Origin of the sequence: Streptomyces sp. NPDC048420 (assembly GCF_040651535.1) — a bacterium.
Lineage (GTDB): Bacteria > Actinomycetota > Actinomycetes > Streptomycetales > Streptomycetaceae > Streptomyces.
Genome location: NZ_JBEZKG010000001.1, coordinates 329,911 through 344,352, shown reverse-complemented (window position 1 = coordinate 344,352; position 14,442 = coordinate 329,911). Strand labels below are relative to the sequence as shown.

At 70.1% G+C, this 14,442-nt stretch carries 10 protein-coding genes; 6 read left to right on the top strand and 4 right to left on the bottom strand.

The features are described from left to right. Positions 1-115: 115 nt before the first annotated feature. Positions 116-1,405: a cysteate synthase gene (locus AB0D34_RS01455; RefSeq protein WP_362654730.1), complete on the bottom strand. Its 1,290-nt coding sequence runs from the start codon at positions 1,403-1,405 to the stop codon at positions 116-118. Between the two features lie 388 nt (positions 1,406-1,793). Between AB0D34_RS01455 and AB0D34_RS01450 the strand changes: the two genes are divergently transcribed. The 3 genes from AB0D34_RS01450 to AB0D34_RS01440 all read left to right on the top strand — a co-directional run bounded on the left by AB0D34_RS01450 (position 1,794) and on the right by AB0D34_RS01440 (position 5,002). Next, positions 1,794-2,744 carry a thiamine pyrophosphate-dependent enzyme gene (locus tag AB0D34_RS01450; RefSeq protein ID WP_362655373.1) on the top strand — a complete coding sequence of 317 codons (951 nt, stop codon included), beginning with the start codon at positions 1,794-1,796 and terminating at the stop codon, positions 2,742-2,744. A 1-nt stretch (position 2,745) separates the two neighbouring features. Then, on the top strand, positions 2,746-4,800 hold the full coding sequence (locus tag AB0D34_RS01445) for a 2-oxo acid dehydrogenase subunit E2 (protein WP_362654727.1): 2,055 nt from the start codon (positions 2,746-2,748) through the stop codon (positions 4,798-4,800). Positions 4,801-4,870: 70 nt separating this feature from the next. Beyond that, positions 4,871-5,002, top strand: coding sequence for a hypothetical protein (locus tag AB0D34_RS01440; protein ID WP_362654724.1), 132 nt, complete (start codon positions 4,871-4,873; stop codon positions 5,000-5,002). 70 nt (positions 5,003-5,072) lie between these two features. Here the strand turns inward: AB0D34_RS01440 and icmF are convergent, their stop codons facing one another. From icmF to AB0D34_RS01425, 3 genes are all read right to left on the bottom strand, one after another. After that, the gene (gene icmF / locus AB0D34_RS01435) at positions 5,073-8,303 is read right to left on the bottom strand and encodes a fused isobutyryl-CoA mutase/GTPase IcmF (protein WP_362654721.1); all 3,231 of its coding nucleotides are present in this window, start codon (positions 8,301-8,303) and stop codon (positions 5,073-5,075) included. Between the two features lie 132 nt (positions 8,304-8,435). After that, the gene (locus AB0D34_RS01430) at positions 8,436-8,603 is read right to left on the bottom strand and encodes a hypothetical protein (RefSeq protein WP_362654718.1); all 168 of its coding nucleotides are present in this window, start codon (positions 8,601-8,603) and stop codon (positions 8,436-8,438) included. A 139-nt stretch (positions 8,604-8,742) separates the two neighbouring features. Then, positions 8,743-9,660, bottom strand: coding sequence for an AraC family transcriptional regulator (locus AB0D34_RS01425; RefSeq protein ID WP_362654715.1), 918 nt, complete (start codon positions 9,658-9,660; stop codon positions 8,743-8,745). Between the two features lie 109 nt (positions 9,661-9,769). On the opposite strand from AB0D34_RS01425, the gene AB0D34_RS01420 reads away from it, so the two are divergent. From AB0D34_RS01420 to AB0D34_RS01410, 3 genes are all read left to right on the top strand, one after another. Further along, a complete protein-coding gene (locus AB0D34_RS01420) occupies positions 9,770-10,774 on the top strand; it encodes an aldo/keto reductase (RefSeq protein WP_362654713.1) in 1,005 nt (334 codons plus the stop codon). Between the two features lie 245 nt (positions 10,775-11,019). Continuing rightward, positions 11,020-13,191: an MMPL family transporter gene (locus AB0D34_RS01415; protein ID WP_362654711.1), complete on the top strand. Its 2,172-nt coding sequence runs from the start codon at positions 11,020-11,022 to the stop codon at positions 13,189-13,191. 183 nt (positions 13,192-13,374) lie between these two features. After that, entirely contained in the window at positions 13,375-14,442 is a 1,068-nt protein-coding gene (locus AB0D34_RS01410) for a glycerophosphodiester phosphodiesterase family protein (protein WP_362654708.1), read from the top strand.

Here is a 14,442-nt window from a genome sequence, read left to right as displayed (position 1 = left end):
GGCACCACCCCGGCAGAGCCAGGCGCGGACGCCGGCACCACCCCGGCAGAGCCAGGCGCGGACGCAGCCCCAGCAGACCCGGATGCGGATGCGGATGCAGATGCGGAGAGGTCCGTCATCGGGCGGCCCCCGCGACCACGGCACCCGTCAGCCGGCGTTCGACCTGCTCGGCCACCCGCCGCGGGCCCGACTCACCGCCCGGCCAGGGGACCCGCAGCCAGGGTTCGGCGGGTACGAGGGCGAGGTCCTGGGCCTGGCGGGCGCGGCCGCCGCCGGTGATGTTGAGGAGCACCAGTTCGTCCGGGCGCACCTGCCCGTCGCGCACCGCCTCCGCGAGCGCGGCCACGGCCACCCCCGCGCCGGGTTCGATGTCGATGCCCTCGATCTCCTCGAAGAGGGCCATCGCGGTGAGCGCCGCTTCGTTGTCGGTACACCGGACGTCGCCGCCGCTCTCCACGAGGGCGTCCCGCACCCCGCCGCGGACGGCGAACGGCGGGCGGCGGTTGGTGAGTTCGCGGGCCAGCGGTTCCAGTTCGCGGCTCGCGGGCGGCTGTCCGCCGTGGCACCAGGCCTCGTACAGGGCGGCGAACGGCGTGTTCTGGCACATCAGCAGCCGCGGCAGCGGCTCGTCGTCCGCCCGTATGCGGCGGGCCGCCTCGTGCGCGCCGATGGCACCCGTGCCGCTGCCCACGGCCTGTACGTAGACCTGCGGGAGCTCACCAACGGCCTCGGCGGCGGCGAGCATGACACTGCCGAGTCCGTCGCGGCGGCCCACGTTGCGCGCGCCGCCCTCGGCGTGGTGGCCGGGCATCCGGGCGAGGAGGTCGGCGCAGGCGATGGCGTCGCTGTAGGTGGCGGCACCGTCGAGGGCGACGATCCGGACGCAGGGGTCGAGCGCGGCGGGGAAGCGCATCCGCTCCAGGGCCGGGGCGGGCACGACGAGCAGACACGGGACCCGGTACCGGGTGGCGGCCCAGGCGAAGGCGGCGGCGGTGTTCCCGGCCGAGGGGATCACGAGCAGCGGGGGTTCGTCGGGCAGCCGCCCGAGGACGGTGTAGGCCTCGAGGTCCTTGAAGGTGCACGTGGGAAGCTGCGCCCCGCGCTCGGGCCAGTGGCCGTTGAACGCCACCCACAGCCGGTCCAGACCGAGCAGCCGGCCGAGCCGCTGCGCGGGGTACACCACCGGTCCCGGCACTCCGGGGAAGGTCCGCGTCACCGGCAGCAGCGGGGCGTGGCGGAACAGCCCGGTGGCGCTCGCGGTGAAAGTCCGGTGGTACTCGGTGCGCAGGAACGCGGGTTCCTTGCACGCACGGCAGTCGAGCATGAGCCCGTCGTCCTCACAGCGGGTTCCGCATGAGGAACAGACAACCGTGTAGTGGCGTGTTCCCGGGAGCGCTCGGGACATTTTCGCTCGCTTTCCGAAGTGCCGTGTCTGGCCGGTCAATTGGAACCCGGGACACGGAACTCGCAGGCAACGGCCACATTATCCTTGCATTGACGCCCGGTTGACACATTCCCTTCCTCGTTCAACCAGCTGAACAGGGTGCTCAATGTTCAACGATGCTTCACTCGACAGCCCCTGCAGGGCAGTTGGGAGAGCGGACAACATCCTTGGCGCACAGTCCTTGACGAAAGGCAGATGGGCCATGGGAGATACGCCCTTTCATAAGGAGCCCGGAGACCGGGTAGATCCGTCGTTCTGGCTCCCCTCCCAGGTTCCGGTTTCCTTTTTGCAAGAATTGGACAAAGACGGAGCCCCTTCTGCTGAACTCCTCCTTGAGGCCTACCGCGGAATGGTCCTGGGGCGACGGTTCGATCAGCAGGCGACCGCACTGGCCCGGCAGGGGCGGCTCGCGGTGTACCCGTCGAGCCTCGGTCAGGAGGCGTGTCAGGTGGGCGCCGCCCTCGCGCTGCGCGCGACAGACTGGCTGTTCCCCACCTACCGCGACAGCGTGGCGCTGATCAGCCGCGGGATCGACCCCGTCGAGACGCTCACCCTGCTGCGCGGCGACGCCCACTGCGGCTACGACCCCACACGTCATCGCACGGCACCGCAGTGCACCCCGCTGGCCACCCACGCCGCGCACGCCGTCGGACTGGCCCACGGCGAGCGCCTCAAGGGCGCGGACACAGTCGCCCTGGCCCTGGTCGGCGACGGCGCCACCAGCGAGGGCGACTTCCACGAGGCCGTGAACCTGGCCGGGGTGCTGCGCGCGCCGGTGGTGTTCCTGATCCAGAACAACCGGTACGCCATCTCCGTGCCGTTGTCCGCCCAGACCGCGGCGCCGGGTCTGGCGTACAAGGGCATCGGCTACGGCGTCCGCGCGGAGCAGGTGGACGGCAACGACGCGGCCGCCGTCCTCGCGGTGCTGACCGCCGCCGTGGAGGACGCGCGCACCGGCGGCGGGCCCTGGCTGGTCGAGGCACACACCTACCGGGCGGGCCCGCACACCAGCGCCGACGACCCGTCCCGCTACCGTACGGCCACCGAGGAGGAGCACTGGCGCGCCCGGGACCCGCTCGCCCGCCTGGAGGCCGCGCTGCACGACCGGGGCCTGCTGACCGACGCGGACGTCACTGTCGTGGCGGAGGAGGCCGAGGCGTACGCGGCACGGCTGCGCGAGCGGCTGGCGGCGGACCCCGAGGTGGACCCCGCGGCCCTGCTCGACCATGTCTACGCCACCCCCACCCCCCAGCTGCGCGCCCAACGCGAGGCGCTGCACGACGAGTTGGAAAGGCGCTGAGATGGCCCAGGCACTCGAACCGATCCCGACGGCACCAGCCCCGACGGCACCGGCCCTGACCTCGACGTCGATGGCACAGGCCCTCAACTCGGCCCTGCGCGACGCGCTCGCCGCGGACGAACGTGTGCTGGTCTTCGGGGAGGACGTCGGCCGCCTCGGCGGGGTCTTCCGCATCACGGACGGACTGGCGGACAGGTTCGGCGACCGGCGCTGCTTCGACACCCCGGTCAGCGAGGCCGGTATCGCGGGCCTCGCGATCGGGCTGGCGATGGCGGGCTTCCGGCCCGTGGTGGAGATGCAGTTCGACGCCTTCGCCTACCCGGCGTTCGAGCAGATCGCCTCGCACATGGCCAAGATGCGGGCCCGCACCCGGGGCCGGCTCGGACTGCCGATCGTGGTGCGCATCCCGTACGGCGGCGGGATCGGCGCGGTCGAGCACCACAGTGACTCCAGCGAGGCGTACTACGCGCACACGGCGGGCCTGAAGGTGGTGGTCCCGGCGACGGCGGCGGACGCCTACTCCTTGCTGCGCGAGGCGATCGAGGACCCGGACCCGGTGATCTTCCTGGAGCCGAAGCGCCTCTACTGGACCAAGGAGATCGCCGAACTGCCGTCCCGCACCGAGTCGTTCGGCACCGCGGCGATCCGCCGTCCCGGCACCGACGCCACACTGGTCGCATACGGCCCCTCGGTCACCCTGGCCCTGGCTGCGGCCGCGGAGGCCACCGCCGACGGCCTGGACGTCGAGGTGCTGGACCTGCGCACCCTGGTCCCGCTGGACGACCGTACGCTCACCGAGTCCGTACGGCGCACCGGCCGCTGTCTGGTCGTCCACGAGGCCCAGGGGTTCGCGGGCGTCGGCGCGGAGATCGCGGCGCTGGTGCAGGAGCGGTGTTTCGACGCCCTGCGCGCACCGGTGCTGCGTGTCACGGGCCTGGACACGCCCTGTCCCCCGCCGCTGCTGGAGGGCGCGTACCTTCCCGGTGTTCCGCGTGTACTGGCCGGGCTGCACCGGCTGTCGGGCCTCGACCGGCGACCGGCCGGCCGCCCCGCGCCGCCCGTGTCCGGCCGCACGTTCCTTCTCCCGGACCTGGGCGAGGGGCTGACGGACGCCGAACTCCTGGAGTGGAAGGTCGCGGTGGGCGACACCGTGGCGCACGATCAGGTGGTCGCCGAGGTCGAGACGGCCAAGTCCGCGGTGGCACTGCCGAGTCCGTTCGCCGGCACCGTAACTGCCTTGCACTGCCCGGCCGGTGAGGTCGTACAGGTGGGAGCACCGCTGCTCACCGTGGCGGAATCCGAATCCGGTTCGGGTGCGGTGCTGACGGGCTACGGGACGGGGGCGTCGGAGCGCTGGTCCGCCCCGAAAGTCTCTCGAACCGGTGGCAGATCCGACGTCCGTGTCCCGATGGAGGCGGCAGCAGAGAAATACCTCCGCTCCCATCGCGACACGCCCGCTGTGACGATCTGGGCGGATGTGGACGCCACAGCCCTGCTCGCCGAACGGGCTTCCCGTGGCGTGGGGTTGCTGACACTCCTCGCGCGGGGCTGTCTCAGCGGGCTCGCCGAGTTCCCCGAGTTCAACTCCCGTGTCGACGGCGACCGCGGGGAGGTGGTCCGGCTCTCCCAGGTCCATCTCGGCTTCGCCGCGCAGACGTCGGAGGGCCTGGTCGTGCCCGTCGTACGGGATGCGGACCGGTTGTCGCCGGACGCGTTGGCGGCGGAGCTGCGGCGCCTGACCGAACTCGCCCGGCGTGACGCGCTGCCGACCGGACATCGCACCGGGGGCACGTTCACGCTCAACAACTACGGTGTGCTCGACGTCGACGGCGCCACGCCGATCCTCAACCACCCGCAGGTGGCGATGATCGGCGTGGGCCGGATCACCGACCGGCCGTGGGCGGTGGACGGCCGAGTCGAGGTGCGCAAGGTCGTCACCCTTTCCCTGACCTTCGACCACCGCGTCTGCGACGGCGGCACCGCGGCGGGTTTCCTGCGGCATGTCGTGAGCGCCGTGGAGTTCGGGTCGGCGGTGGAGCCGGAGGTGGGCCGCTGATCTCCACTCACCCTGGTGCCGACCGGGCTCCCGCTGGTGCAGGTCCGGTGCGACGAAGAGGGCCTCCCCCGTGGCCAGGACCACGGTGGGGCCCGTCTCGGTGGGTGTGATGTCGACCTCGGGGATCTCCGCCCTCGGCCACCCGGTGGAGGGCGTCCGGGGTGGCGGCGGTCCGGACGCCGGCCTCGACCAGGGCACATAGTTCCTTGCCGAGGCGAGGGACGGCGGCCTTCTGCCGCTCCAGGAGCCGCGAGGCCCCACTCCCCCAGGCCTCAGACGTTACGCCGGTACTGCCCCCCGACCTCGAAGAAGGCCTCGGTGATCTGCTGGAGGGAGCAGACCCGGGTGGCGTCCATGAGGACGGCGAAGACGTTGTCGCCGCGTACCGCCGCGTCCTTGAGGGCGTCCAGTGCGACCCGGGCCTCGTCCTGGTGGCGGGCGTGGAACTCGCGTACGCGCTCCAGCTGGGACTGCTTCTCCTCCTCGGTGGCGCGGGCGAGTTCGACGACGCCGGGCTCCGCGGTGTCCGCGTGCGGATTGCGGAAGGTGTTGACGCCGATCAGGGGCAGCGAGCCGTCGTGCTTGCGCTGCTCGTACAGCATCGACTCGTCCTGGATCCGGCCGCGCTGGTAGCCGGTCTCCATCGCGCCGAGCACACCGCCGCGTTCGCTGATCCGCTCGAACTCCTGGAGTACGGCCTCCTCGACCAGGTCGGTGAGTTCGTCGATGATGAACGACCCCTGGAGCGGGTTCTCGTTCATCGCCAGGCCCCACTCCCTGTTGATGATCAGCTGGATGGCCAGGGCCCGGCGCACGGAGTCCTCGGTGGGGGTGGTGACTGCCTCGTCGTAGGCGTTGGTGTGCAGGCTGTTGCAGTTGTCGTAGATCGCGATGAGGGCCTGGAGGGTGGTGCGGATGTCGTTGAAGTCCATCTCCTGGGCGTGCAGGGAGCGTCCGGAGGTCTGGACGTGGTACTTCAGCTTCTGGCTGCGCTCACCCGCGCCGTACTTCTCCTTCATGGCGACGGCCCAGATGCGGCGGGCGACCCGGCCGAGCACCGAGTACTCGGGGTCCATGCCGTTGGAGAAGAAGAACGACAGGTTCGGGGCGAAGTCGTCGACGCGCATCCCGCGCGCGAGGTAGGCCTCGACGTAGGTGAAGCCGTTGGCCAGGGTGAAGGCGAGCTGGCTGATGGGGTTCGCGCCCGCTTCGGCGATGTGGTAGCCGGAGATGGACACGGAGTAGAAGTTGCGGACCTTCCGCTCGATGAACCACTCCTGGATGTCGGCCATCATCCGCAGGCTGAACTCGGTGGAGAACAGGCAGGTGTTCTGGCCCTGGTCCTCCTTGAGGATGTCGGCCTGCACGGTGCCGCGCACGTTCGCCAGCGCGTGCGCCCGCAGTTCGGCCGCCTCCTCGGGCGACGGGTCGCGGCCCTCCTGGTCACGGAACCGGTCGAGCTGCTGGTCGATCGCGGTGTTGAGGAAGAACGCCAGCACCGCCGGTGCCGGTCCGTTGATCGTCATGGACACGGAGGTTGTGGGCGCCACCAGGTCGAAGCCGTCGTAGAGCGCCTTCATGTCCTCCAGGGTGGCGACCGAGACGCCGGAGGTGCCGACCTTGCCGTAGATGTCGGGGCGCTCGTCGGGGTCGCGGCCGTAGAGGGTGACCGAGTCGAAGGCGGTCGACAGGCGGGTCGCCGGCTGGCCCTCCGACAGGAGCTTGAAGCGGCGGTTGGTGCGGAAGGGGTCGCCCTCGCCGGCGAACATCCGCGCCGGGTCCTCGCCGTCGCGCTTGAAGGGGAACACCCCGGCCGTGAACGGGAAGTGGCCCGGCAGGTTCTCGCCGCGCCAGAACCGCACCAGCTCCCCGTGGTCGGTGAAGCGGGGCAGGGCGACCCGGGGGATCCTGTTGCCGGACAGGGACTCACGGGTCAGCTTGGTGCGGATCTCCTTGTCCCTGATCGTCACGACCTGCTCGTCGCCGGAGTAGGAGGCGATCACCGCCGGCCAGTTCGTGATCTGTTCCGTGATCTCGTACGGCAGCTGCCGGCGCGCCTCGGTCAGCAGGGACCGTACGTCCTCGGAGTCCAGGCCGGCGTCGGCGAGCTCGCCCTCGACGATCTCCAGGCGTTGCACCCGCCGCGCCCGCTCGGCCAGTTGAAGCGTCTCGGCGTGGTATCCGCGGACGGCGTCGGTGATCTCGGCGAGGTAGCGCACCCGGTCGGCGGGTACCACCTGGCGGATGCCGGAGGAGTGGCGTACGTCCACCGGGTCCAGCGACCCCTCGGACAGCGGCAGACCCTTCTCCACCAGGGTGTTCTTCAGGTGCTGGTAGAGGGCGGTGACGCCGTCGTCGTTGAAGGTGGCCGCGGAGGTGCCGTACACCGGCATGTCCTCGGGCCGCTGGCCGAACGCCTCGCGGTTGCGCACCAGTTGGCGGCCGACGTCCCGCAGCGCGTCCTTGGCGCCGCGCCGCTCGAACTTGTTGATCGCGACCACGTCGGCGAAGTCGAGCATGTCGATCTTCTCCAGCTGCGAGGCCGCGCCGAACTCCGGCGTCATCACATACAGCGAGGCGTCGACGAACGGCACGATCGCCGCGTCGCCCTGGCCGATCCCGGGCGTCTCCACGATCACCAGGTCGAACCCGGCGGCCTTCACCACGTCGATCACGTCGGAGAGATGCTCGGGCAGCTCGCGGCTGCCGCGGGTGGCCAGGCTGCGGAAGAACACCCGGTCCCCGTCAAGGGAGTTCATCCGGATCCGGTCGCCGAGCAGCGCGCCACCGCCCCGGCGACGGGTCGGGTCGACCGCGATCACCGCGATACGGAGCGCGTCCCGCTGGTCGACCCGGAACCGGCGCACCAGCTCGTCGGTCAGGGAGGACTTGCCCGAGCCGCCGGTGCCGGTGATGCCGAGCACCGGCACGTGCCGCGCGGCCGCCGTGGCCCGCAGCTCAGCCAGGAACTCCGGGGGCAGCTTGCCCAGTTCGGCACCGGTGACGGCGCGGGCGATCGCGAACCGGTCGCCGGCCAGGACCGCGGTGAGGTCGGCCGGCTTGCCGTCCCAGAGGTCGAAGTCGCAGTCCCGTACGACCGTGTTGACCATCCCCGCCAGGCCCATCCGCTGGCCGTCCTCGGGAGAGAAGATCGTCACCCCGCTCTCCCGGAGCCGGGTGATCTCCTCGGGCACGATGACCCCGCCTCCGCCGCCGACCACCCTGATGTGCTCCGCGCCCTGCTTGCGCAGCGAGGCGACCAGGTACTCGAAGTACTCGACGTGTCCGCCCTGGTACGACGAGACCGCCACGCCGTGCGCGTCCTCTTCGAGCGCCGCGTCCACGACCTCCCGCACGGAGCGGTTGTGGCCGAGGTGGATGACCTCGGCACCCTGCGACTGGAAGATCCGCCGCATGATGTTGATCGAGGCATCGTGGCCGTCGAACAGCGCCGAAGCGGTGACCAGACGGACGGGGTGCGCGGGGCGGTGCAGATCGCTCATTGCGGAGCCTTCCCAAGACGCGTCGAAGAGCGCGGACTGAGAAAATAGTAGGACGTCCTAGTAAATTAGCGAGCACCAGGGTGAGGAGAACCACAAGAATTCTTCGAGCCGCGACCCCTCACCCCTCGACCCTCAGACGGCCTGCTCCTCTTCGGTGGCGACGGTCGCATCAGCAACCACCTGCTCCTCGCCACCCGCCTCGCGCTGCTTCTTCGCGGCGAGCTCCTTCGCCATCCTGTCCGAGTGCAGCCTCATCTCGGCCTCGGTACGCAGATCGAACACCATCGCCTCCCAGGTCATTTGACTTTCCCTTTACTTGAAAAGTACACGAAGTGCTTGATCCCTGTCACTACCGAACCCTGTTCGCATACAGGAAGTTGGCGAAGTGTTCACCGTCCTGCGAGGTACGACGCCGAGACGGCAGTCGCGGGACCGCCGCTCACGGCGTCGCCCCCGACCCGTCGTGCAGCAGCGGCACCTCGCGGGACCCGGCCAGCCTGCTGCGCAGTTGCGCCGAGTCCCGACCGGGCGGCAGACCGTAGGCACGGCGGTACTCACGGTTGAACTGGGTGGCACTGACGTATCCGACCTCCTGCGCGACCTGAGCCGCCGTCACATCCCCTGCGAACAGCAGCCGTCGGGCCTCGCGGAGCCGCAGGTGCTTCTGGAACCGCAGAGGGCTCATCCCGGTGGCCGCCTTGAAGTGGCGGTGCAGGGTGGCCGGGCTCATCCGGGCGACCTCGGCGATCTCGTCGATGCCGAGTGGCTCGGCGTAGTGGTCCCGGATCCAGCGGGCGGTCGTACGGATCCGTGAGGCGGCGGAGTCGGCCGGCGACCAGTGCCGCAGCACCGGCCCGAGCGGGCTGCGCAGCAGCCGGTAGAGGATCTCGGTCTCGATACGGGGGCCCAGGGGGCCGATGTCCTCCGGACTGCCGAGGAGGTCGACCCAGCGGGTGACCGCGTCGACGAGTTCCGGCGCCATCGGCGCGGTGACCGCCGCCGCGGCGGCCGGCGGCGCCGAGGGCGGGCCGGCCTCCGCCAGCTCCAGCTGGAGGGCGGCGAGCGCCGAGCTGTCGAGCCGCATGACGGCGGCCCGGTAGGGCACCTTCTCGAAGGCCGCGGTGACCGGCAGGTCGAGGGTGAAGAAGGCCATCTCGCCGGGCGGGGTGATCCAACTGCGCTCACCCACCACGGTCCGTTTGGCGCCGTCGGCGATGAAGCAGATCATCGGCTCGTACGTCACCTCGATCGGCTCGATGAGCTCGTCGAGCGCGACCAGCGACAGCTTGGGCACGGCGGTCTCCGACCACGGCCCCGCGCAGTGCCGCTCGATGGCGTGAGCGAGCCGGTCCAGCATGAGAGCGCCCTTCGGTCGAGAGGCTTCAATCCGTCGATTGAGAGGATCAGGCAACCCTATGCGATCGGTGCCCCATGACTCCCCGGCGCTGGATTCCTAGCGTGGAGGCATGACACAGCACAACAGGAACCTCCCCCACCGCAGGCTCGGCACCCAGGGTCTGGAGGTCGGCGCCGTCGGCCTGGGCACGATGGGCATGACCATGGCCTACGGCTCCGGTGACGAGCCGGGCGGCATCGCCACCATCCGCCGCGCCTACGAGCTGGGCGTCACCTTCTTCGACACCGCAGAGCTGTACGGCATGGGCACCGGCAGCAACGAGCAGCTGCTCGGCCGGGCGGTGAAGGATGTGCGCGACGGCGTCGTCCTCGCCACCAAGTTCGGCTTCGACCTGAGTGACCCCACGCAGCTCGGCGCCCTCGACAGCCGTCCCGAGCACATCCGCGAGGTGACCGAGAACAGCCTGCGCCACCTCGGCACCGACCACATCGACGTGCTCTACCAGCACCGGGTCGACCCGGCCGTACCCATCGAGGACGTGGCCGGAACCGTCGGCGAGCTGATCGCGGAAGGCAAGGTGCGGTACTTCGGCCTGAGCGAGGCCGGACCCGAGATCATCCGTCGGGCCCACGCCATCCACCCCGTCTCGGTGCTCCAGACCGAGTACTCGGTGTTCGAGCGGGCCGTGGAGGGGGACGTACTGCCGGTGGTGCGCGAGCTGGGCATCGGCTTCGTGCCGTACTCGCCGCTGGGCCGCGGTTTCCTCACCGGCGCGGTGAAGCCGGCCTCCGAGTACCCGTCCGACGACATGCGCAGCTGGGACGAGCGCTGGCAGCCGGGGAACTACGAGAAGAACCTGACCGCCGTCCGCGAGCTGACCGCCCTGGCCGAGTCCAAGGGCGTCACGGTGACCCAGCTGGCCCTCGCCTGGCTCCTCGCCCAGGGCGACGACATCGTGCCCATCCCGGGCACGCGCAGCCCCCGCCGTCTGGAGGAGAACGTCGGCGCCGCGTACGTCGACCTCACCTCCGAGGACCTCGCCCGCATCCAGGAGATCCTTCCGCACGGCGCGGCCGGCTCCCGCTACCCCGAGAGCATGATGCCGACCTGGTAGCGGCATGCGTGACACCCGGGGCGCGCCCACTCGTTCCCCTCCCGGACCGACTGTCTTCGGCCACGACGACGGGTGGCCCCGGGGCCCCCTGAAGCGATCTCCACCGGTGATCCCTACGATGTGAGCCCAAGACAACCAGTCCGGCCGTTCGACGGGGGGAGTGCCCTGCGGGACGGCCGGGGTCGCCGGTGCCAGGGACCGCTCCCCGGGCTGCGGTGATCTTCCTGTCCAGGAGGACACCCCGCATGTTCCGAAGTATTGGCAACGCAGTCGTCCGACATCCCGTCTGGACGATCGTGGCCTGGCTGATCGCCGCCGTGGCGATCGTCGCCACCGCCCCGAGCCTGCCCTCGAACAGCGACGAGAGCAGTTTTCTGCCAAAGAGCTACGAATCCATCAAGGCCGCGGACCTCCAGGTGAAGGCGTTCCCCAGCGCCTTCACCCCCTCCGCGATCGCGCTGTACCAGCGCACCGACGGCGGCAAGCTGACCGCCCAGGACAAGAAGGACGTCGCCCGGATCACCACCGAACTGGGCGAGAAGAAGATCGACCAGGTGCAGAAGGTGGTCCCCGGCCAGCCGTCCGAGGACGGCAGGTACGCCCTGACCCTGGTCCAGATGGACAGCAAGAACGCCGGTCAGCCCAAACAGGCCGACGCGGCCGAGGTGTTGCGCGACGACGTCAAACAGCTCGCGAAGGGCACCGACCTCGACGTCAAGCTCGGCGGTTCCGCCGCCCAGGCCCTCGACCAGCAGGACTCGTCCAAGCGCGGCGAGGCACTGATCGGCATCGGCACCTTCGTCATCATCCTGGTGACCCTGCTGATCATCTTCCGGGCGCCGATCCTGGCCTTCCTGCCGTTGATCACGATCGGGTTGGTGTCCGCGATCGCCAACGGACTGATCGCGTACGCCACCAAGCTCTTCGATCTGCAGGCCAACAGCTCGATCTCGTCGATCCTGATCGTGGTGCTGTTCGGCGTGGGCACCGACTACTTCCTGTTCCTGATGTTCCGTTACCGAGAACGCCTGCGCCTCGGTGACGAACCGAAGCAGGCCATGGTCAACGCGGTCGACCGGGTCGGCGAGGCCATCGCCTCCGCCGCCGGGGCGGTCATCATCGCCTTCCTCGCGCTGGTGCTGTCCACGCTGGGCTTCCTCAAGCAGATGGGCCCGGCGCTCGCGATCGCGGTCACCGTCACCCTGATCGCGGGCCTGACGCTGATCCCGGCCGTCGTCTCCCTCATCGGCCCGAAGGTCTTCTGGCCCTCGAAGTCCTGGCAACGGGAGCCGGACAACGCCCGGTTCGCCGCCCTGGGCCGGGGTGTGCAGAACCGCCCGGCCCTCGTCGCCGCGGTCTCCGGCCTCATCCTGGTCGCGCTGTCGCTCGGGACGCTCGGCTACAAGGCCACCTTCGACCTGGCGTCGGGCTCCATGCCGAAGACCAAGGAGTCGATGGTCGTCCAGGACGAGATGCAGAAGGCGTACTCGGCGGGCGCCGCCGCGCCCACCGACGTCTACCTCTCCAGCACCGACGGGAGTCCCCTGGACAAGAGCGCCTTCGACGCGTACGCGCAGAAGCTCGGGGCCGTGGACGGGGTCGCGAGTGCCCGTATGTCCCAGGTCAACAGGGCGGGTACGACCGCGGACTTCACCGTCACGCTCAAGTACGAGGCGTCGACGGACAAGGCCATCGAGGCGGTGGGCAAGGTCCGCGACGTCGCGCACTCCGACGCCCCGGAGGGTACCGAGGCCCTGGTCGGAGGCATGTCCTCGATCTACAAGGACATCGACGCGGCAGTCAACCACGACTACAGGACGGTCTTCCCCGTCGCCGCCGCACTGATCATGCTCATCCTGGGGCTGCTGCTGCGCAGTGTGGTCGCCCCCTGGTACCTGATGGCGTCGGTGGGCCTGGGCTTCGGCGCCACGCTCGGTGCCACGGTCTGGATCTTCCAGGAGGGGCAGGGTCATTCGGGACTGATGTTCATGCTCCCGGTGATCATGTATCTCTTCGTGGTCGCCATCGGCACCGACTACAACATCCTCATGATCGCCCGGCTCAGGGAGGAGGCCCGCGAGGGCCGCGAACCACGCGAGGCGGCCGGCATGGCCGTACGGCACGCCGGACCCACCGTGGCCGCCGCGGGGTTCATCCTGGCGGCGACCTTCGCCACCATGATGCTGGCCGGGAACTCCCTCCTCACCGAGATGGGCTTCGCGGTCTCCTTCGGCATCGCCGTCGCCGCGTTCGTCATGGCGATGTTCTTCACCCCGAGCCTCACGGCCCTGATCGGCCATGCGGCGTGGTGGCCGGGGCACGCTGACCGGGCGAAGGAGCCGGAGCCCGTACCGGCACCGGTCTCCGGCGGCGGCCGGGACAGCGCCGTGCACGATCCGGCGGGGCGCCGCAACTGACGCCCCGGTGAGCTGGGGCGGCTGCCGGGCCGTACGGTCCGGCAGCCGCCGTACGCGGGGCGTGACACTTGACCGGGACGGCGTTCCCCGGACATTCACGGCGGGATCACGTCCGAGGGGTTGAACCGGACCGAGCTCTCACTAGCGTCTGTGGACGTCCCGACCCACACGAGTGAGGTGTCGATGTCCGCACGACATGTCCTCGCCGGCCTGGCGCTGGCGCCGATGCTCACCCTGTCGGCCACCGCGCCCGCGACGGCGCTCGACGGCCACCAACTGCCCGTTTCCAAGCCGTACTTCGACCTCCAGGCCCACCGCGGTGGTCTCGGCATGACGACCGAGGAGTCCCTGGAGGGCTTCGGCAAGGCGTTGCGTCTCGGGGTGTCCACGCTGGAGCTGGACACCCATGTCACCAAGGACCGCAAGGTCGTCGTCAACCACGACCGGCAGATCAGCGCGGTCAAGTGCCGTGACACGGCACCCGTGACGCCCGGCGATCCGATGTACCCGTATGTCGGCAAGTACATCAAGGATCTGACGCTAACTCAGATCAGGACCATGGACTGCGGTTACCGGCAACTGCCCGGCTTCCCCGAGCAGGAGGTGGTCAAGGGCTTCCGGATGGTCGAGCTGAAGGACGTCCTGAACCTGGTCAAGAGCTACCGCGCCAAGCAGGTCAAGCTGAACGTCGAGACGAAGGTCGAGGCGGGCGCGCCCGAACAGACCGCGCCACGCGAGCTGTTCGTGCGGCGCGTGTACCAGGAGATCCACCGCTCGGGCATCGAGAAGCAGGTGACCATCCAGTCGTTCGACTGGGGCGCGCTGAAGGCGATGCACAAGCTGGCCCCGAGGTGGCCGCTCGTCGCCCTCACCAACTACGACTTCCTCCAGGTCGGGCAGCCCGGCGCCTCCCCCTGGCTCGGCGGGATCGACGCCGACGACTACGGCGGCGACTTCGTCAGGGCCGCCGCCACCGTCCCCGGGGTCAGGGCACTCTCCCCCAACTACGGCTTCCCGCAGAGCGGCAAGGTCGGCGACCCCGGCTTCCGCTTCTACGTCGACCGGACGATGGTCCGGGAGGCACACGCCCGCGGCCTCAAGGTCGTGCCGTGGACCTGTGACGACCCGGCCACCGTGGAGGCGCTCATGGACATGGGCGTGGACGGCATCATCACCGACTACCCCGACTACGTACGGCAGATCATGGCCGACCGGGGTATGCCGCTGCCCAGGTCGTATCAGCCCCGCTGA

Excerpts from the sequence above, each read along its gene's own strand:
- AB0D34_RS01420 (WP_362654713.1), top strand. The coding sequence starts at position 9,770 with ATGACACAGCACAACAGGAACCTCCCCCACCGCAGGCTCGGCACCCAG.
- AB0D34_RS01415 (WP_362654711.1), top strand. The coding sequence starts at position 11,020 with ATGTTCCGAAGTATTGGCAACGCAGTCGTCCGACATCCCGTCTGGACG.
- AB0D34_RS01450 (WP_362655373.1), top strand. The coding sequence starts at position 1,794 with ATGGTCCTGGGGCGACGGTTCGATCAGCAGGCGACCGCACTGGCCCGG.
- AB0D34_RS01430 (WP_362654718.1), bottom strand. The coding sequence starts at position 8,603 with ATGACCTGGGAGGCGATGGTGTTCGATCTGCGTACCGAGGCCGAGATG.
- AB0D34_RS01425 (WP_362654715.1), bottom strand. The coding sequence starts at position 9,660 with ATGCTGGACCGGCTCGCTCACGCCATCGAGCGGCACTGCGCGGGGCCG.
- AB0D34_RS01455 (WP_362654730.1), bottom strand. The coding sequence starts at position 1,405 with ATGTCCCGAGCGCTCCCGGGAACACGCCACTACACGGTTGTCTGTTCC.
- AB0D34_RS01410 (WP_362654708.1), top strand. The coding sequence starts at position 13,375 with ATGTCCGCACGACATGTCCTCGCCGGCCTGGCGCTGGCGCCGATGCTC.
- icmF (WP_362654721.1), bottom strand. The coding sequence starts at position 8,303 with ATGAGCGATCTGCACCGCCCCGCGCACCCCGTCCGTCTGGTCACCGCT.
- AB0D34_RS01445 (WP_362654727.1), top strand. The coding sequence starts at position 2,746 with ATGGCCCAGGCACTCGAACCGATCCCGACGGCACCAGCCCCGACGGCA.